The organism is Mesorhizobium sp. BR-1-1-10, assembly GCF_020165595.1.
GTDB classification, from domain to species: domain Bacteria; phylum Pseudomonadota; class Alphaproteobacteria; order Rhizobiales; family Rhizobiaceae; genus Mesorhizobium; species Mesorhizobium australicum.
Genome location: NZ_JAIUIL010000003.1, coordinates 500,988 through 517,971 on the forward strand (window position 1 = coordinate 500,988; position 16,984 = coordinate 517,971).

The 16,984-nt window shown below is 63.5% G+C and carries 20 protein-coding genes; 7 read left to right on the plus strand and 13 right to left on the minus strand.

Annotated elements, in window-relative coordinates:
* Positions 1 to 79 precede the first annotated feature (79 nt).
* From LB555_RS08265 to LB555_RS08310, 10 genes are read right to left on the minus strand one after another with little or no spacing between them, the layout of a single operon-like run.
* The gene (locus LB555_RS08265) at positions 80 to 496 is read right to left on the minus strand and encodes a c-type cytochrome (protein WP_015317831.1); all 417 of its coding nucleotides are present in this window, start codon (positions 494 to 496) and stop codon (positions 80 to 82) included.
* On the minus strand, positions 477 to 1,355 hold the full coding sequence (locus LB555_RS08270; protein WP_015317832.1) for a cytochrome c oxidase assembly protein: 879 nt from the start codon (positions 1,353 to 1,355) through the stop codon (positions 477 to 479). The genes LB555_RS08265 and LB555_RS08270 overlap by 20 nt, the downstream gene beginning before the upstream one ends.
* Complete coding sequence (locus tag LB555_RS08275) at positions 1,352 to 1,693, minus strand: hypothetical protein (protein ID WP_015317833.1); 342 nt, start codon at positions 1,691 to 1,693, stop codon at positions 1,352 to 1,354. The genes LB555_RS08270 and LB555_RS08275 overlap by 4 nt, the downstream gene beginning before the upstream one ends.
* Complete coding sequence (locus tag LB555_RS08280; RefSeq protein ID WP_015317834.1) at positions 1,693 to 2,298, minus strand: heme-copper oxidase subunit III; 606 nt, start codon at positions 2,296 to 2,298, stop codon at positions 1,693 to 1,695. The genes LB555_RS08275 and LB555_RS08280 overlap by 1 nt, the downstream gene beginning before the upstream one ends.
* Entirely contained in the window at positions 2,295 to 4,271 is a 1,977-nt protein-coding gene (ctaD, locus tag LB555_RS08285; protein WP_015317835.1) for a cytochrome c oxidase subunit I, read from the minus strand. Before ctaD ends, LB555_RS08280 begins: the two co-directional genes overlap by 4 nt.
* Positions 4,268 to 5,281, minus strand: coding sequence for a cytochrome c oxidase subunit II (gene coxB, locus LB555_RS08290; protein WP_015317836.1), 1,014 nt, complete (start codon positions 5,279 to 5,281; stop codon positions 4,268 to 4,270). The genes ctaD and coxB overlap by 4 nt, the downstream gene beginning before the upstream one ends.
* Positions 5,278 to 5,811, minus strand: coding sequence for a c-type cytochrome (locus LB555_RS08295; RefSeq protein WP_015317837.1), 534 nt, complete (start codon positions 5,809 to 5,811; stop codon positions 5,278 to 5,280). The genes coxB and LB555_RS08295 overlap by 4 nt, the downstream gene beginning before the upstream one ends.
* On the minus strand, positions 5,808 to 6,677 hold the full coding sequence (locus LB555_RS08300; RefSeq protein ID WP_015317838.1) for a substrate-binding domain-containing protein: 870 nt from the start codon (positions 6,675 to 6,677) through the stop codon (positions 5,808 to 5,810). The genes LB555_RS08295 and LB555_RS08300 overlap by 4 nt, the downstream gene beginning before the upstream one ends.
* On the minus strand, positions 6,658 to 8,535 hold the full coding sequence (locus tag LB555_RS08305) for a methanol/ethanol family PQQ-dependent dehydrogenase (protein WP_224682616.1): 1,878 nt from the start codon (positions 8,533 to 8,535) through the stop codon (positions 6,658 to 6,660). Before LB555_RS08305 ends, LB555_RS08300 begins: the two co-directional genes overlap by 20 nt.
* A complete protein-coding gene (locus LB555_RS08310) occupies positions 8,532 to 9,266 on the minus strand; it encodes a heme-binding protein (protein ID WP_224587218.1) in 735 nt (244 codons plus the stop codon). The genes LB555_RS08305 and LB555_RS08310 overlap by 4 nt, the downstream gene beginning before the upstream one ends.
* Before the next feature lie 275 nt (positions 9,267 to 9,541).
* On the opposite strand from LB555_RS08310, the gene LB555_RS08315 reads away from it, so the two are divergent.
* Together LB555_RS08315 and dusA are read left to right on the plus strand one after the other, a co-directional pair.
* Positions 9,542 to 9,679 (plus strand): hypothetical protein, encoded by a 138-nt coding sequence (locus tag LB555_RS08315; protein WP_157163660.1) that lies wholly within the window; start codon positions 9,542 to 9,544, stop codon positions 9,677 to 9,679.
* A gap of 46 nt (positions 9,680 to 9,725) precedes the next feature.
* A complete protein-coding gene (gene dusA, locus LB555_RS08320) occupies positions 9,726 to 10,724 on the plus strand; it encodes a tRNA dihydrouridine(20/20a) synthase DusA (RefSeq protein ID WP_224682617.1) in 999 nt (332 codons plus the stop codon).
* 2 nt (positions 10,725 to 10,726) lie between these two features.
* Here dusA and LB555_RS08325 read toward each other — a convergent pair whose 3' ends face one another.
* On the minus strand, positions 10,727 to 11,431 hold the full coding sequence (locus LB555_RS08325; protein WP_224682618.1) for a TIGR02281 family clan AA aspartic protease: 705 nt from the start codon (positions 11,429 to 11,431) through the stop codon (positions 10,727 to 10,729).
* A 10-nt stretch (positions 11,432 to 11,441) separates the two neighbouring features.
* On the minus strand, positions 11,442 to 11,672 hold the full coding sequence (locus tag LB555_RS08330; RefSeq protein ID WP_041163452.1) for a DUF1289 domain-containing protein: 231 nt from the start codon (positions 11,670 to 11,672) through the stop codon (positions 11,442 to 11,444).
* A gap of 198 nt (positions 11,673 to 11,870) precedes the next feature.
* Between LB555_RS08330 and LB555_RS08335 the strand changes: the two genes are divergently transcribed.
* Entirely contained in the window at positions 11,871 to 12,869 is a 999-nt protein-coding gene (locus LB555_RS08335) for a nicotinate-nucleotide--dimethylbenzimidazole phosphoribosyltransferase (RefSeq protein ID WP_224643829.1), read from the plus strand.
* Between the two features lie 28 nt (positions 12,870 to 12,897).
* Here the strand turns inward: LB555_RS08335 and LB555_RS08340 are convergent, their stop codons facing one another.
* Complete coding sequence (locus tag LB555_RS08340; RefSeq protein ID WP_140619699.1) at positions 12,898 to 14,418, minus strand: sensor histidine kinase; 1,521 nt, start codon at positions 14,416 to 14,418, stop codon at positions 12,898 to 12,900.
* Positions 14,419 to 14,494: 76 nt separating this feature from the next.
* Here LB555_RS08340 and LB555_RS08345 point away from each other — a divergent pair, with 76 nt between their 5' ends.
* The 4 genes from LB555_RS08345 to LB555_RS08360 all read left to right on the plus strand — a co-directional run bounded on the left by LB555_RS08345 (position 14,495) and on the right by LB555_RS08360 (position 16,977).
* Complete coding sequence (locus tag LB555_RS08345; RefSeq protein WP_140619697.1) at positions 14,495 to 15,118, plus strand: thermonuclease family protein; 624 nt, start codon at positions 14,495 to 14,497, stop codon at positions 15,116 to 15,118.
* 33 nt (positions 15,119 to 15,151) lie between these two features.
* A complete protein-coding gene (locus LB555_RS08350) occupies positions 15,152 to 15,763 on the plus strand; it encodes a glutathione S-transferase (protein WP_140824456.1) in 612 nt (203 codons plus the stop codon).
* Positions 15,703 to 16,377, plus strand: a complete 675-nt coding sequence (locus tag LB555_RS08355; protein WP_224643828.1) for a uracil-DNA glycosylase family protein — start codon at positions 15,703 to 15,705, stop codon at positions 16,375 to 16,377. Before LB555_RS08350 ends, LB555_RS08355 begins: the two co-directional genes overlap by 61 nt.
* Positions 16,378 to 16,485: 108 nt before the next feature.
* On the plus strand, positions 16,486 to 16,977 hold the full coding sequence (locus LB555_RS08360) for an Lrp/AsnC family transcriptional regulator (protein WP_006205209.1): 492 nt from the start codon (positions 16,486 to 16,488) through the stop codon (positions 16,975 to 16,977).
* The last annotated feature ends 7 nt before the right edge of the window (positions 16,978 to 16,984 follow it).

Genomic DNA, 16,984 nt, shown 5'->3' on the forward strand with positions numbered 1-16,984 from the left:
CGTCGTGTTTTTCCTGGCGGCAGTGGTCGGCTACGACCCCGGCCGCGGCCTGTGGTCCCGGGGCGGCGGCGAGGGCTGATCATTTCAGGGCGTAGAGGTAGGCAGCGATATCACGCGCCTGCTGCTCTGTGATCCCCGTCGATGGCATGGCCGTGTGCGGATTGATCTCCCTGGCCGCTCGTATCCAGCGGATCAGGTTCTCCGGATTGTTCGCCAGCACGCCGGCGATAAAGACCCGGTCGGCAAGGCTGGAATCGAGGCGCGGACCAACCTGGCCTTGTGCCCCCGGCACGCCGGGGATCGTATGGCATCCAGAGCAGCCGTTCGCGATCATGATCGGAATGGCGCGCGCTTCCAAGCCGCCGGTCGCCATGTCCGATTCGTGGCGAACACGATCGCGCCGGTCGGACCACAAGGTCGCTGCGGCGACTGCCGCGGTCAGCAGCAGGATCGCGGCGAGCGCGCCGCCCACCATCCTAGCCAGGCCGGAGCGCATGGCTTGCCTCCCTGATTCCGCTCTTACTTATCCAAAGGCCGGCAAGCAGCAAGGCGGCTCCGCCATAGATCAGGCCAGCCGGAACCCACATCACCAGTCCGGCGAGCTGCTGGTCCTCGATCGGGGTTAGACCCCAGAGCGCCGCGTCGGCGGCATTCTGCGGGTACCAGAGTCTGGGTGACAACAGCAGCAGCACGCCGAGCAGACCGGTGTGCAGTGACGTGAAGAAGAGATGCATGACCGCGCTGCCATAGGCCTGCTGGCGGCCGGAACGCGGCAAAATCCCCCACCAGAACAGCAGGGCTGTGCCGAGGAAGCTCGCATGCTGGGCATAGTGCAGCACGCCCTGCTGAAGCGCTGCCTCGAACAGGACGGGAACGTGCCAGATCCAGATCGCGATGCCGTGGATGGCGGTTGCGTTGAGGGGGCGGCTGGCAACGGTCCATATCGCATGAAGAGTCCTGCCGTGCGTGAGCCTTCCCGTCCCTCGGCGAAGTCCGGTCGGCAATGCCCATATCAGGGCTGCGCCGGGGCAGGCGGCGACAAGGAGTGGCGCCGCTACCGCCATCAGCAGTTCATGCTCGATCATGTGGGCGGCAAACACCCGTTCGCCAAGCGCATGGATCGGGCTGACCAGCGCTCCGGTCAGCACGCCCCAGCCGGCGGTGAACAACAGAACTTGCCGCGTCCGCTCGGAGCGGCCCCGGCTGCTGCGGCGCCATAGCCGGCTCGCTCCGAGCGCATAGATGAGCGCGATTGCGGCCAAAGGGAGCGTGATGGGAAACGCAAGCGTCCATCCCGCTTCGGGCGCGCCGGCGCCATAGCAGATCGAGGTTGAGAAGAAGGCCTCGAAGCTCATCGCAGGCACTCGTCGAGAATGAGTGCGGCGCTGCCCTGCATGACGATGACGAGGGCAAAAAGCAAAGCCGCAAGAATGCCGAGATCGGCGACGAATTGCTCGGTGCCGCGCGTGCGCTCCGGCTTGAAAGCCGCGCCCCCTTGCCGCCGTGCCCGCCAAGAAAGCATGCCGCCGAGAAGTGAAAGGAAGGCCAGCAGCAATGCGATCGGAAGCACGACCGGAACCTGGCGATTGCACTGCCACGGAACAAGCGCGTAGTTCAGCTGCGTCGAGATTGCCCAAGCCAAAGGCCCCGACAGAAGACCACCCCAGGACATTCCCAACCGCAGCGCGCGCATCAGCCTAGCCTCGGTACCCAGTAGATGAGCAGGTAGATCGGGATCCAGGTGAGCACCACGAAATCCCAGTAGAAGACGTTGTCGCCCACATCGCCGAAGCGCCGGCCGCTATACCCATGGCGTGTGAACATCAGCACCGTCAGCACGATCGTGTCGCCCACGTCGGTGATCAGATGCGTGGTGTGCAGTCCAAGCAACACCCAAAGCATCGAGCCGTAGGCGTTTGTGTCCCAAAAGATATTCAATGCCGGGAACTCGAACCAGCGCACCACGAGCGGGGCGACACCGAACAGCGACATCACGACCATGCCGATCCGCACCGGTACCATTGCGCAATGCTCGGCGTAGCGATTGAGGATGTGGTTTGGCACCAGGCTGGCGATCAGCAACAGAGTGACGATCGTTCCCGGCCAATGGTTAGGTTCCGGGGCGCTCAGACGCCAGTTGGGCCATGACATCGCCAGATAGAGATAGGCGCCGGCCGCCAGCGCGAAGCCCGTCCCTTCCAATGCCATGAAGCCGAGCGTGCCCCACCAGGTTGGGCTGCGCGGACCATGGCCAAACGTAGGGAGGGCGGAAAGGTCGGTGACGGGCCGCTGGTTCATTCCTCGTCCTCCGGATCGCCCTTGGGCCAGAACCAGCCGAGCAGCGTGAGCGCGATCGGCATGGCGCCCCAGACGATCGCCCACGGCGTAAAGATCGAGTAGAGGAACGTGCCGCCCACGGCGATCGCCGCCAGCAGCGGCCAGATCGACGGCGTCGCCGATTTCTCGCGGATGTCGGGGTAGGCCTCCGCCACCGTCGAGATGAGCAACTCGCGGACATCGACGCGGAGTCCAGTTGCGACGGGAAGTGCCTCTCGTTCGGCCCACAGCGGCTCGACATTCGTCACGATCGGAATGCGCGAGAAATTGTAACTTGGAGGCGGGGACGACGTGGCCCATTCCAGGGTGCCGGCATCCCAGGGGTTATCGCCGGCCGGAGCCCCTTTCAATGCGCCATGTATCAGGTTGAAGGTGAACAGCACGAAACTCAGGAAGAACAGCACCGCGCCGGCGCTGATGAACAGGTTGACGTTGCCCCAGCCAAGCTCCGCCGGATAGGTATAGACCCTGCGCGGCATGCCCCACAGGCCCACGAGATGCATCGGGAAGAAGGCCGCGTTGAAGCCGATGAAGGCCAGCCCGAAATGCCAGCGTCCGAGACGTTCGCTCATCATGCGCCCGGTGATCTTGGGGAACCAAAAATAGGCCGCGCCCAGCAGCGGGAATACCGATCCGCCGATCAGGACATAGTGGAAGTGGGCGACGACGAAGTAGGTGTCGTGCACCTGAAGGTCGAGCGGCACCGAGGCGAGCATGACGCCGGTTAGCCCGCCGATGACGAAGATGAAGAAGAAGCCGAAGACGAACAGCAGCGGCGTGCGGATCACCGGTCTGCCATCCCACAAGGTCGCCAGCCAGCAGAAGATCTGCACGCCATTGGGGATGGCGATCAGCATGCTGGACGCCGTGAAGAAGCTCGCCCCGAGCTTCGGCAATCCTGTTGCAAACATATGATGCACCCAGAGGCCGAACGACAGGAAACCCACCGCGATCAGCGACAGGACCAGCCCTAAATGGCCGAACGTCGGTCGCCGGGCAAAAGCGGGAATGATGGAGGAGACCATGCCCGTCGCCGGCAGGAAGATGATGTAGACCTCGGGATGACCGAAGAACCAGAACAGATGCTGAAACAGCAGGGCGTCGCCGCCCTCCGCGGGGTTGAAAATGTGGGTTCCGACAAGCCGGTCGAGAATGAGGAAGGTCGAGGTGATCATGACCGCCGGCATCGCGAAGACGACGACGAAGGAAGTGACCAGCAGTGCCCACACATAAAGCGGCATCTTGTCCAGCGACATGCCGGGCGCGCGTTGCTTGAACACGGTGACGATGGTGGCGACGGCGACCGCAAGCGACGACACTTCGGTATAGGTGATCATTTGCGCCCAGACGTCAGCGCGCTTGCCAGGAGAGAATTCCGGTCCGGATAGGGGCACATAGGCGAACCAGCCGACGTCCGGCGCCATGTTGAGGAGGAATGAGATCCAGGCAAAGGCCCCGCCCGAGACGTAGATCCAGTAGCCGAATGCATTGAGCCGCGGGAAGGCGATGTTACGGGTGCCGACCATCAGCGGCACCAGATAGATTCCCGTTGCCTGAACGATGGGCACAGCGAACAGGAACATCATGGTGACGCCATGCATCGTGAACAGCTGGTTGTAGAGGTCCGGCCCGATCAGCCCGCGCTGCGGCCCGGAGAGTTGGATTCGCATGGCGACCGCGTTCAGCCCGCCAAGGCACAGGAAGATGAAGGCCGTGATCAGATAGCGCCTTGCGATGACCTTGTGGTCGACGGCCGACAATGCTCCGATGATGCCGGGCGGCGTGCGCCATGCCCGCGTGAGCCAGTGGTGCAGGCTGGCATCGTCCATGCCAGTATCGCGCGGTCCGTCATGCTCGGGAGCCAGGTCGCCCTTGGTGGCGGTCTCGCGTTTCGGCGGCAGGTCGCGTTCGCTGATCAGATCCGCGCTGCTCATTTCAGACCCTCGAGGTAGGCGACGATGGCGTTGAGTTCGTCGCCGTTGAGCTCCACCACAGGCATGTGGGAACCGGGCTTCACGCCTTGGGGGTCCGCTATCCAGGCAGCGATATTGCCTCGGCTCATCGTCAACGTGCCGGCGGCGAGCGTGCGCCGGCTGGCAATATGCGTCAGATCCGGCGCGACGGTTCCTCCCGCTGGAGTGCCCCCGATCCTGTGGCACATCACGCAGGGACGCTTGAGGAACAGGTCCTCGCCAGCCTTGGCCTCGTCGCTCGCCGGAGGGCCAGACGGCTGCAACTGGTCGTTCCACCAAGCGTCGAACTTTTCCTTCGGCTCAGCGATGATGAAGGTACCCATGTTCGCATGCTGCGCACCGCAGAACTCGGCGCACTGGCCGCGATATACGCCAGGCTTGTCGGCCTTGATGTCGAGCACATTGATATGGCCGGGGATGAGGTCGAGCTTGCCGGAAAGGCTCGGCACCCAGAAGGAATGGATCACGTCCGTCGATGTCAGCAGAAGCCGTACGGGCTCCCCGGCGGGGATGTGGATCTCGTTCGCCGTGGTCAGGATGCGGCTCGGCGTGGCGTCTTCGTAGCGGACTTCCCACCACCATTGGTGGCCCGTGACGCGAATGGTGAGCGCGGCGTCGGAGCCGATCGCCGCAAGTGTCCTGTTGGCGAAGAAGCTCAGCAAGGTCAGTCCGACCACGATCACTGCGGTCAGCCCGACGGCGATCACGACAACGCGCAACTTTCGATGGTCGGCGCCGGCGTCGAGCACGAGCGGCTCGGCGCCGTCCCGCGACCGCATCATCAACGGTGTGGCAAGAGCGATCATCACCAGGACCCAGATCACCGCGCAAAGCGCGGTGAAAAACCAGATGAGCCATGCCAGCTCACTGGCAGCTGGCCCTTTCGGGTCGAGCGCTGATTGCCATCCCGCGCATCCCTGCAGAAACAAGACGCAGGCCGTGCCGAACCCGGTCGACGCAAGGCGCTTCACGGTGATTTCCCCAGCGTGGCTGCATCTGGCATGCGGTTTTCCGACGGATGCGGCATCATGTCGTCATTGCGTTGCGGCGCGGCGGACGAGGGTGCGTTGCCACTCAGCGAGCGAACGAAGGCGGCAAGCTCCCAAATCTGGTCATCGGGTATCTTGTCGCGGAAGCTCGGCATGCCTTTTGGCCGCCCATCGCGGATGGTGGCGTGGATGCTTTCGATCGAACTGCCGTAAAGCCATTTCTGGTCCATCAAGGCCGGCCCCATGCCGCCGCCGCCATTGGCATGACAGCCCGAACAGTTGAACCAGCTGAACAGGCGCTTGCCCTCGCTGAGGTGGAAGGCATTGGCCTCGAAGCTGGCTGCCTTGTTGTCGCTGGCCGAAGGCCGCTGTCCACCGGGTTCCAATGTGGTCACAGGCGCCGGCTGCTCACCCGATCCGAGCGAGGATTGCGGGCGCGTGTCACGCTCCTCGCGCTGGCATGCCGTAAGCGCTAGGGCCGTAAACAAGAGCATGGCGACACCGTGCTTCATCGCACTGGGCTCCCCGGGCCATCGAGGCGCGGCACGCCATATTGCGACAGCAATGCGTCGATCTCGGCCTTGTGCCTGGCCAGCGCGCTGTTCACATCGCCACGCAGCGCATCGTCCTCGCGCCGAACGCCCATCGAGATGTCGTAGATCATGGGCAATTGCGGCCCGTCGATGCGAGGCGTGACGGGCGTGACGCGGAGAGGCACTTTCTGCTTGGCGGCGAAGTAGCCGGCGAGCGGGCCCCAGACGACGGCAAGATCGATGTCTCCGGTCGCCACTGCTTCGACGATACGCGCCGGAGGGTTGGGTGCGGAGTAGTCGCCATAGACGGGATAGCCGACGAGATGCCCGACGATGCCGCGGCGGCCGAGCGCCTGGACGGGAGGCGAATTGGCCCCGTCGTCGCCGATGAGTTGCACGCCGATCCGCATGGCGCGCAGCCGCGGATCGTTGAAGGATGCCACATCCGGACCGTCCTGGCGGGTGACGAAAACATAGGACGACCGATAATAGGGGGTGGTGGTGCGCAGCATTTCGAGATTGGCCGGCGTGCCGGGCACGAGATCGCAAAGGCCGGCCTTCAGCGTGTTGCGCACGAAGCCCCGGCGCTGTGCCCACCAAGTGTAGGTCAGTTTGGCGCCGAGATCGGCGGCCACGATCTCAGCGATCCTGTTCTCGAAGCCCTGACCGGCGGCGTTGGAGAAGGGCATGTTGTTCGGGTCGGCGCAGACCCTCAGTTCACGCACATTCGCTGTCGCCGGCAAGAGCAGCAAGGCGAGGGCGGCCATGCCGGTTGCCATCCGCTGGAGCGCCTTTCGCACCTGGCGCGAGGGCCGCTCGAGTGCCTCAGGGGAGCCGGAACACATAGAGCGTGCCTCCCGCCGTTGTCGCGTCCTTGAGATCCTTCATCGCGTTGACGAAACCGAGGGCAGCGGTGGCGTCGCGCGGATCGAGATCGCCGGACACGATGGCGCCGGCCCAGCCGCCTACACCCGACAGGATCGCCACATATTGGTGTCCGTCGGGGCCGCGATATGTGATGGGCTGGCCAATGATGCCGGACGACGTCTTGAATTGCCAAAGCAACTCGCCGGTCTTGGCGCTGACCGCCTTGAACCAACCCTCCATGGTTCCGTAGAAGACGACATCGCCGGCGGTCACGACCGCGCCGCTCCACACCGGGAAGTTCTCCTTGAGGCTCCAGGCGGGCTTCTCCGCGGCGATGTCCCAGGCGGTGAAGGCGCCCCGGTTTCCGCCGGGCCCGGGGATCATGCGTACGTTCATGCCGACATAGGGCGTGCCGGCAATGTAATTCACCTCGACGCCTTCTTCGTCCATGCACAGATTGTTATGCGGGATGTAGAGCAGCCCGGTCTTCGGCGAAAAGGCGGAAGGCTGCCAGTCCTTGAGCCCCGATGCGGTCGGGCAGATGTCGCGGACGACCTTGCCGGTACCGGTCTTCTTGTCCGGATTTTCGACCAGACGGCCGCTGTTGAGGTCGACACCCTTGCTGGAATTGACGGGGCCGTAGGGCTTCGCGGACAGCACTTCGCCGGTGGTCCGGTCGAGAATGTAGAGATAGCCGTTGCGCTCGGGCCGGACCAGCACCTTACGCGGCTTGCCCTGCCAGTTCATGTCGAGCAGGACCTGCTCATTGATCCCGTCATAGTCATGGAGGTCATGCGGGCTCCACTGGTAGAACCATTTCGCCGCTCCGGTATCAGGGTCGCGGGCGAAAATCCCTGACGTCCATTTGTTGTCGCCGGGCCGCAGATCCGGGTTCCACGGTCCGGGGTTGCCGGTGCCGTGGAAGATCAGGTTGAGATCCGGGTCGTAGGAAATCCAGCCCCACATGTTGCCGCCGCCGATTTTCCAGGCTTCCGGCGGCCAGGTCGTGACGCCAAGGTCCTTGCCCTTGTCCATGTCGTAATGCGGCTTGAAATCGGGGCCGATCAGCACGTCCTTGTCCGGTCCGGTGCCGTAGGCCGTCCAGACGACATGACCGTCGCCGGCGTCAAGCGCCTTGACCCAGCCGCGGACGCCCATCTCGCCGCCTGAATTGCCGACCAGCACTTTGCCTTTCACCACCAACGGCGCCATGGTGATGGTCTCTCCTATGTTGATGTTGCCGATATGGGAGTTCCAGATCGGCTGACCGGTGTTCGCATCGAGTGCGATGGTGTGACCGTCCAGCGTGTTGAAGAAGATGCGCCCGTCCGCGAAAGCCGCGCCGCGATTCACGACGTCGCAACAGGCAACCCCTTGCGCCGCGGGTTCGGGATTGGGTTCGAACTTCCATTTCATCGGCGCGCCTGGCTTGGTGAGGTCGAGCGCGTAGACCATGTTGGGGAAGGGGGTCACGATGTACATCGTGCCGCCGACGACCAGCGGCGCCGCTTCCTGGCCTTTGTTGACGCCGGTGGAGAAGGTGAAGGCCACCTGCAGGTTCTTGACGTTGCCTTCGTTGATTTCCGTGAGCTCACTGTAGCGGGTCGACGCGTAGTTCTTGGCCGGCATCGTCCATTGCCCATCGTCGCGCGGTGCGGCGGAAGCCGGCGGCGAGATCGCCGACGGTGGCGGAGCTTCGGAAGCGCTCGTCAGCAGAGGAGTGCAAGCCAGCAGCAACCCCGCAAGGAAGCTCTGGAGACGTTTTCTAGCTGCCGCCGGGCGGTTCGTGCGTACCGCGTCGACGCAGGGTGTTGCACACCGCGCTGCTTGCTTCATTTCGGTGTCGCGCCTCCGACGCCTGAACCGATTTCCGCTGCGATGTCGGCCTCGGTGCCCGAGCATAGCGGGTGACCCCAGCCGGAGGCGCTTTTTCCGCCGGGATCGAGATCATAGATGATGGCATCCTTACGGTTGGGATTGACGCCTGCCGGGACCTTGTCGAGGCCGAGAGCCGCGCGAACGCGCCAGGCGACATTGTGGTCGGCGCAAGAGGAATCGCCACTGACGCCAAGCGCGCCGACGATCGTTTTGCCGTCGTAAAGGGCCAAGCCCCCGCCAAACACGACGACGCCGCCGATAGGCTTGCCGACCAACGGATCGTTGGCGCTGCCGAAGGTTTTGGGATCGCCCGCATAAGCCGCGGCTTGGTTGACGGGGTTGGTCGCCTGCAGCCCGAACAGCGGCCCACCCGGTTGCACGCCAGCGTAGAGATTGGCCGTCGACAGGGCCATTTGAGCCAGGCTGAGACCATTGGCGGTGTTGGCTTTCTCCGCTGCGACGAGCCGACTGCCCGGCCATTGCGAATCGACTGCCGGGCCGCTGAACGCAATCGCGCAGACAGTGCCATCGCGGGCAACGATCGCGCCCCATTCGTTGGTTTCAAAGCCGCCATTGGCTGGTCCGCCGCTTGCCTTCACATTGGCTTTGAGGACTGTAAGCAGCCTATCGTGATCGGCCGGACAAGCCTGCTGCGCCATGGCCCTGTCATCGTGGAGCAGGTCGCCCATCAGCAACAACAAACCAAAGGCAGATACGAAAAGCTGACAGCGATACATTGTCTTGGGCATTCGTTCGAACATCAAAGAGAACCCTGGCAGATCGTGGAACGCGAGCAGGCGTCCGTGCCTAACTCGCACAATGCTTCTATGTTCCTGCTTTGGAAAAATTCGTGCAGTTGGATTTGGAGGCTGGTGCTCAGCCATGCTGTCCGTGTCATCCCAAGCCTCTTTTGGCGGGCGATAAACCCGGACAACTCTTCTGCTACCTAATCCGGACAACTCATGTGCTTACGACACAGATCGGAGAGGGACTTGCCTACATCGCACATGTCGTCGATATGAAGGTCGATGAATTCGCCGAAGGGCTTCAGGCGCGCTATACGGGACTTTGTCAGCGTCTCACCATGATCGACTTGGCGTAAATTCGTGTGCACCCGGCAGGGTCTAGCGTTTTGAATGTTAAAGAAAATGCTGAAAAATCAACAATATAGACTGGCTATTGCACCCATGATGGACTGGACGGACCGCCATTGCCGGTTCTTCCATCGCCAGCTGACGACACATGCGCTGCTTTATACCGAAATGGTTGTGGCCGACGCGGTTATCCACGGCGCGCGCGAGCGGCTGCTTGGCTTCGATGAGGTGGAACATCCCGTCGCCCTGCAACTTGGCGGCTCCGATCCGGCAAAACTTGCCGAAGCGGCGCGCGTTGGCGAAGCCTTTGGTTATGACGAGATCAATCTCAATGTCGGCTGCCCGTCCGACCGCGTCCAGTCGGGCACGTTCGGCGCTTGCCTGATGAAAGTACCCGACCTCGTCGCAACCTGCGTCGCGGCGATGAAGGCGGCGGTGACGGTGCCAGTCACGGTCAAGTGCCGCATCGGCGTCGACGAACAAGATCCGGAGCCGGCGCTCGATGCGCTGGCGAATGGGGTTTTCGATGCCGGCGCCGATGCCTTGTGGGTGCATGCTCGCAAGGCCTGGCTGGAAGGGCTGAGCCCCAAGGAAAATCGCGACATCCCGCCGCTAGACTATAACAGGGTTTATCGGTTGAAGGCTGGAAAACAAAGCAAATTCATAGGCATCAATGGCGGTATTCAGTCTCTTGGCGAGGTGCGGCTGCATCTCGATCATGTCGACGGAGCCATGCTCGGCCGCGCCGCGTACCACACACCAGGCATTCTGGCCGGCGTTGACGCCGCCTTCTACGGTGCGCGGTCGGAGGCGTTCGATTTCGCGGCACTGATCGATGCTATGGCGGAGTATGCGGCGCGCCATATCGAACAGGGCGGCCGGCTCGGCCATGTCACCCGCCATATGGTCGGGCTGTTTCATGGGCTGCCCGGCGCGCGCCGCTATCGTCAGATCCTGTCCACCGACGCAACCCGACCCGGGGCCGGGGCTGACGTGCTGAAGAAGGCTTTCGCGGCTGTCGAACTCGGAGGAGCGGCCGCCGAAGCGGCCTGAGCTCAGTCCCTGAGGATCATCCGGTCGCCGCGCACGTCGAAGCCCGACAGCGAACCGATGAAGTTCATGCCGAGCAGGCTTTGGCTCAGCATGCCGGGAGCGGCGATCATCACCGGCATATCCTTGCGCACGATGGCGCCGATCGCCAGTTCGTCGGTTTTGACCGCCGCGGCGCGCGCCATGCCGTTGGCGGTCGAAACCGGTATCGTGTAGTTGAGTGCCGCGGGATTGAAGCCTGAGGCCTGGGCGTCCTCCGAACTCAGCACCGTGCTGGTGGCGCCGGTGTCGACAACGGCGCGAACCGGGTTGCCGTTGACCAGGATGCGCGCTTCGAAATGGCCATTGTCGGCCTTGTCCAAGGTCACGGTGGCGTGGCCGTCTTCGACACCGAGCGCCAGCGGGCTGCCGGGAACGAGGCCGGCGGTCACCCGGCTGGCGACGTCCTGCAGCTCGTAGCGATATTGATAGCCGGCGATCAGCGCGAGCACGATAGCCGCCCAGGCGCCGAGATTGCGGGCCATTACACCCAGCGGAGCGGACCGCAGCAAGCCGGCGCCGATAAGGGCGCCGAAAGCCCCAAGCCAGATCAGCCGGCCAAAATCGTAATTCTCGACGCCGAACGTGCTGCCGGCGGAATCGTTGAGCATGAGCAGGGCTGCCCCTACACCGATCACCGCCATCACAACCCAGAACAGCCGGCTGCTCACTCGTCCCTCGCTAGAGTGCGTCGCGTTCGCGTGCCATGCGGGTGCGGCGCGTTTCACGGCGCGGCCGGCGCTCGACGGTTTCGAGCCGGGCTGGCAGTTCGGCCATCACGCTGCGGCGCGTCTCGGGCGTCATCCCTATCCAGGCGCCGATCTCCTCGCGCGTGCGGCCGCAACCGAAGCAGAAGCCGGTTTTCATATCGATCGAACAGACCAGGATGCAGGGAGATTCGATGGCCGTCATGACTTTCTCTCGGTGGACCCGGTCCGGAATCCGCTCTTCCACCTCCACATGGTGCAACGGCAAAGCCAATGCAAGCCCTCCCGATCGCGCCTTCCGTGGCCGCCTTTGCGGCAAATCAGGAAGGACGATCGAGGAGGTTGTGCCGGTCACGCAAGACAGCTATTCCGCTCCTCTGCTCCAGGAACGATTGTTCGCGACATGACCAGTGCACTGCCTTTCGATGATTTCCGCGACCTGCTCGGCAATCTGCCATTGGCCGACCTCAAAGCTGAAGCGCGCGTGCGCACACTGTTTGCCAAGGCCGATAAGCCTGAGAATTCGCTTGGCCGCGTCGAGGACATCGCCGCCTGGCTCGCAGCCTGGAGCGGTCGCGCTCCGCCTGCCGTGACTAGGCCCCTGATGGCTGTCTTTGCCGGCAACCATGGCGTTGCCAGGCAAGGCATTTCGCCGAGGCCCGTGGCGGCGACCGCTAACGCGGTCGAGCTTTGCGCGGCCGGCGGTGCGGCGATCAACCAGATCTGCATTGCCAACGACCTCGGTCTGAAGGTGTTCGATCTTGCCCTGCACATCCCGACCGGCGACATCACCGAGGACGCCGCGCTCGATGAGCGCGGTTGCGCCGCCACCATGGCCTTCGGCATGGAGGCGATTGCCGGCGGCACCGACCTGCTTTGCCTCGGCGATCTCGGCGTCGGCAATTCCACCGTCGCCGCCGCCCTGCTCGCCGCGCTTTTGGGGGGCAGGGGTGCCGACTCGGTTGGCCCGGGATCCGGCGCCGACGCGGCGATGCGGGCTCGCAAGGCAGAGGTGGTCGATGCGGCGCTGGCTTTTCATGGCCGCCATCTAGAAGATCCGCTTGAGGCGCTGCGCCGGGTGGGCGGCCGCGAGTTCGCGGCGATAGCCGGCGCAATCCTTGCCGCGCGGATGCAGCGGATACCGGTACTGCTCGATGGCTTCGCGGCAACGGCAGCCGCGGCGGTGCTGCATGCAGCGAACCCCGCAGCCCTTGATCATTGTCTTCTCGCCAGCCTGTCGCCGGAGCCCGCGCATGCAAGGGCGGCCGAGCACCTCGGGCTGCCTCCGCTGCTCGATCTGGGGATCGGCCACGGCGAAGGGGCGGGAGCCGCTCTGGCGGCTGGGCTGGTCAAGGCGGCGGCACTGACCAGTTCGGGCATGGCGGCGGCTGTGCGGGGTTGACCACGCGGCACCAGCGTTTACGGGGTCCTTACCGCCGTCGCGCGGCCACCGCCGCGGTCGGCAGCGCCGGCAGTTCTTCCATCACCCGGCTCAGCGGGAAAATAGCGATCGCCTCGGTGCCTTCGCGCAGCTTGGAATGAAGCTCGAACTCGCCGCCATGCATGGCGAGCAGCCCTTGGACGATCGGCAGGCCAAGCCCGGTGCCTTGCTCGGCGCTCTTGATGGCGATCGAACCCTGGCCGAAGGCTGAAAGCACGACCGGAATCTCGTCTTCGGGAATGCCCGGACCGTTGTCCTTGATCGAAATGTATTGTCCGCCGCCCGCCGTCCAGCCGACCCGGACGCGGATTTCGCCGCCGGTGGCGGTGAACTTGATGGCATTGGACAGAAGGTTGAGCGTGATCTGGCGCACGGCGCGCTCGTCGGCGAACAGCCGCGGCAATGTCTGTTCGAAATCCTGGATGACGCGGATGTCCTTGTTGCGCGCCTTCAACTCCATCATGTGGCAGCAATCCTCGACGATGTTGAGCAACATGACCGGCTCCTCGTTGAGCTGGTAGCGGCCGGCCTCGATGCGCGATAGGTCGAGGATCTCGTTGATCAGGTCGAGCAGATGCTGGCCTGAGTCATGCACGTCGTGGGCGTAGTCACGATAGGTGGGATTGCTCATCGGCCCGAGGACTTCGTTCGCCATCACCTCGGAAAAGCCGAGAATGGCGTTGAGCGGCGTGCGCAATTCGTGGCTCATCGAAGCGAGGAAACGCGATTTTGCCAGGTTGGCGTCCTCAGCCCGCCGCCGCGCCTCGTCCGACATCGACTTCGCCGTCTCCACTTCGGCGATCAGCGCGTCCTTTTCGGAGCGGAACGACAACAGCAGCAGGGAAAAACGATTGAGGTGACTGGCAATATAGGCGAAGAAAGGCAGCGACAGGACAAGCAGCGCAGCCATGGTGGCCCCGACCGGCATCCAGGACTTGGTCGCGGCATAGGCGTAGAGCGCCACTGGAACCGCGAAGGTCGCCAGCAGTGCTCCGCCCAGGGACGAGGCCATGAGCGCCGTCCCTGCCATGGCAAACAGCAGCACCACCGCCTTGACCGCCTGGAACTGGTCGACCTCGCAGGCCCCGCAGCCCAGCCAGACGAACCAGGCCCAGCCCAGACCACAAAGGAAGTGGCCGACCAGGAATTCCCTTCGCGTTTGCAAGGCGTTAAGTTCGGAAGCTTCCGTGCGCTCGATGCGCCGCGCCATGAAAACGACGATCGTATAAGAGGTCAGCGTAAACAACGCCCAGAGCCCGATCTCATTGCCGACACCGGCCAGACGACCGGCCGCGGCGATCGCCAGGACGAGCATCGGGATGACGACGGCACCGCTGGTCATCGCCTGGGCATGGAGCTTCAGCAGCTCGCGGTCGAAATCGAGATTGCCGGCCTGCTGCGAAAGACGGTCGCGCGTCTTGCGAACCGCGCGCGCGACATCGCTGTTGCGATGCCGTTTCCTGCGGTCCACAATGAACTTGTCCGCCGTGTTCGAGCGTTGCAAGGGCATCAAAAGCTTCAATTTATGCGCGCAGCGATTTCAAGGTGTTAAGCTACGTGCGAATGATTAACCAACCGTTTGCCATATGAGCCGTTCGTGGTCGCCAAGGTCGCGCCCGAGGTACGCGGCAGCGCGCCCGAGAAGTCCGTGGCGAAAGCTGCTGGATTACGGGCTGACCGTCATCATTCTGGGGCTGCTGATCCTGCTTGCGGCGCGTCTCGATCGAGTGGAGACACGCAAGACGCAAGGTACAGCCATCATCAATGACGGCGATTCGATCACGCTCGGCGCCGAGCGCATCCGCATGCGCGGCATCGACGCCCCGGAATACACCCAGACTTGCCACAAGAACGGCGCCGATTATGCCTGTGGCACGCTGGCGCGCCAGTCGCTGGTGCGGCTGATCGCCGGCAGGCCGGTCACCTGCAGCGGCTGGCAGCGCGACCGCTATGGCCGGTTGCTCGGCGACTGCAAGGCCGGCGGCACCGACCTAAACCGCGCCCAGGTCGAGGCCGGCTGGGCCGTTGCCTACGGCGCTTTCGAAGGCGATGAAGCAACGGCCCGCGCGGCCAGGGTTGGCATCTGGGCGGGCACGTTCGACCTGCCGCAGGACTGGCGCGATAGTCACCACGGCGAGGTCGTCGAGCGAAAACATGGCACACTGGCGTCGATCGGCGACGCGGCGCGCGAGATCTTTCGCTTCTGGTGAAGCGTGTCTGGCGGAAGGAAAAGGAGGATCGAAATGAAGCTGTTCGACGGCGGCCGGGCACCCAACCCTCGGCGGGTTCGGATTTTTCTCGCCGAGAAGGGGATCGCGGTTCCGTTGGTGCCCGTCGACATGGGCGCGCTGGAGCACAAACAGCAGCCGGTAAGCTCGCGCAACCCGCTGCGGCGCCTGCCGGTGCTGGAACTCGATGACGGCACCATCCTCACCGAATCCGTCGCCATCTGCCGCTATTTCGAGGAACTCCATCCCGAGCCGGCATTGTTCGGAAACGACGCGCTTGGCAAGGCAAAGGTCGAGATGTGGCAGAGGCGGATGGAGTTCAACCTGCTCAGCAGCGTCACGCAGGCTTTCCGCCATATCCATCCCGCCATGAAGGAATGGGAAATTCCGCAGATCCCTGAATGGGGTGAGGCCAACAAGCCGAAGGCGGTGGAGTTTCTCATGCTGCTCGATGCTGAACTCGGCAGCCGTGAATTCGTCGCCGGCGACAGCTATTCCATTGCCGACATCACAGGGCTGATCGCGATCGACTTCATGAAGCCGGCACGCATCAAGGTGCCGGAGGAATGCACCAATGTGTCGCGTTGGCATCAGGCAATCTCCAGCCGGCCGAGTGCCGCTGCTTGAGCGTGGAACTGGACAGCTTCGCCACGACGGTCCGCGCTTGCCGCATCTGCGCGGACGATCCCATCGGCAAGCCGCTGGCGCATGAGCCGCGTCCGGTGCTGCGACCCTCTTCCAGCGCCCGCATCCTGATCGCCAGCCAAGCACCGGGAACCAAGGTGCATCTGTCGGGCATGCCCTTCACCGATGCTTCGGGCGACCGTTTGCGGACTTGGCTTGGTGTGACCAGCGACGAATTCTACGACATCGAGAAATTCGCCATCGTGCCGATGGGCTTCTGCTTTCCCGGACAGGACGCCAAGGGCGGCGACCTGCCGCCGAGGCGCGAATGCGCCCCGGCCTGGCGCGCGCCCTTGATGGCGCTGATGCCGCGGATCGACCTGGTGCTGACGATCGGCATCTACGCGCAGACCTGGCATATGGGCGCGGCGCGGCGCGCCTCGCTGACGGAAACGGTGATGGACTGGCGCGCCATCTGGGAGAATTCCGTCGGCCCCAAAGTGCTGCCGCTGCCACATCCATCCTGGCGCAACACAGGCTGGTTGAAGCAGAATCCGTGGTTTGAAATGGATTTGCTGCCTTTCCTGCGCTCGGAAATCCGCTATCGCCTCGGTTAGGCATTGAGCAAGAAAACACTCGCTTTCGTCACAAGCGGCAGAATTTTTTTCTTGTGAATGGCCCAAACAAAAGGGAATATAGCGAAACTATTCCACCAGGAGCCTCCGATGGATCGCCTCGACCGAAAAATTCTCCGCTTGCTGCAGGAGGACGCGACGCTCGCGGTCGCCGATGTCGCCAAGAAAGTCGGCCTGTCGACCACGCCGTGCTGGCGGCGCATCCAGAAGCTGGAGGAGGAGGGCGTCATCAAGCGGCGCGTCGCCATTCTCGACCACGAGAAGGTCAATGTGCGGGTCACCGTCTTCGTGTCGATCCGCACCAATTCGCATAGTCATGAATGGCTGCGCCGGTTTTCCGAGGTCATCCAGGAATTTCCCGAGGTGGTCGAATTCTATCGCATGAGTGGCGACGTCGATTACCTCTTGCGGGTCGTGGTGCCCGACATTGCCGCCTACGACGCCTTCTACAAACGGCTAATCGCCAAGATCGAGATCCGGGACGTGTCGTCATCCTTCGCCATGGAGCAGATCAAGTACACGACCGAAATCCCGCTCGACTATATGGTGCTGGACAAGGAGTCGGGCGCGAACGCGGCCTGAGCCCGCC

Excerpts from the sequence above, each read along its gene's own strand:
- LB555_RS08265 (WP_015317831.1), bottom strand. The coding sequence starts at position 496 with ATGCGCTCCGGCCTGGCTAGGATGGTGGGCGGCGCGCTCGCCGCGATC.
- LB555_RS08270 (WP_015317832.1), bottom strand. The coding sequence starts at position 1,355 with ATGAGCTTCGAGGCCTTCTTCTCAACCTCGATCTGCTATGGCGCCGGC.
- LB555_RS08275 (WP_015317833.1), bottom strand. The coding sequence starts at position 1,693 with ATGCGCGCGCTGCGGTTGGGAATGTCCTGGGGTGGTCTTCTGTCGGGG.
- LB555_RS08280 (WP_015317834.1), bottom strand. The coding sequence starts at position 2,298 with ATGAACCAGCGGCCCGTCACCGACCTTTCCGCCCTCCCTACGTTTGGC.
- ctaD (WP_015317835.1), bottom strand. The coding sequence starts at position 4,271 with ATGAGCAGCGCGGATCTGATCAGCGAACGCGACCTGCCGCCGAAACGC.
- LB555_RS08295 (WP_015317837.1), bottom strand. The coding sequence starts at position 5,811 with ATGAAGCACGGTGTCGCCATGCTCTTGTTTACGGCCCTAGCGCTTACG.
- LB555_RS08300 (WP_015317838.1), bottom strand. The coding sequence starts at position 6,677 with ATGTGTTCCGGCTCCCCTGAGGCACTCGAGCGGCCCTCGCGCCAGGTG.
- LB555_RS08305 (WP_224682616.1), bottom strand. The coding sequence starts at position 8,535 with ATGAAGCAAGCAGCGCGGTGTGCAACACCCTGCGTCGACGCGGTACGC.
- LB555_RS08310 (WP_224587218.1), bottom strand. The coding sequence starts at position 9,266 with ATGGGCGACCTGCTCCACGATGACAGGGCCATGGCGCAGCAGGCTTGT.
- dusA (WP_224682617.1), top strand. The coding sequence starts at position 9,726 with ATGCTGAAAAATCAACAATATAGACTGGCTATTGCACCCATGATGGAC.
- LB555_RS08330 (WP_041163452.1), bottom strand. The coding sequence starts at position 11,672 with ATGACGGCCATCGAATCTCCCTGCATCCTGGTCTGTTCGATCGATATG.
- LB555_RS08335 (WP_224643829.1), top strand. The coding sequence starts at position 11,871 with ATGACCAGTGCACTGCCTTTCGATGATTTCCGCGACCTGCTCGGCAAT.
- LB555_RS08340 (WP_140619699.1), bottom strand. The coding sequence starts at position 14,418 with ATGCCCTTGCAACGCTCGAACACGGCGGACAAGTTCATTGTGGACCGC.
- LB555_RS08345 (WP_140619697.1), top strand. The coding sequence starts at position 14,495 with ATGAGCCGTTCGTGGTCGCCAAGGTCGCGCCCGAGGTACGCGGCAGCG.
- LB555_RS08350 (WP_140824456.1), top strand. The coding sequence starts at position 15,152 with ATGAAGCTGTTCGACGGCGGCCGGGCACCCAACCCTCGGCGGGTTCGG.
- LB555_RS08355 (WP_224643828.1), top strand. The coding sequence starts at position 15,703 with ATGCACCAATGTGTCGCGTTGGCATCAGGCAATCTCCAGCCGGCCGAG.
- LB555_RS08360 (WP_006205209.1), top strand. The coding sequence starts at position 16,486 with ATGGATCGCCTCGACCGAAAAATTCTCCGCTTGCTGCAGGAGGACGCG.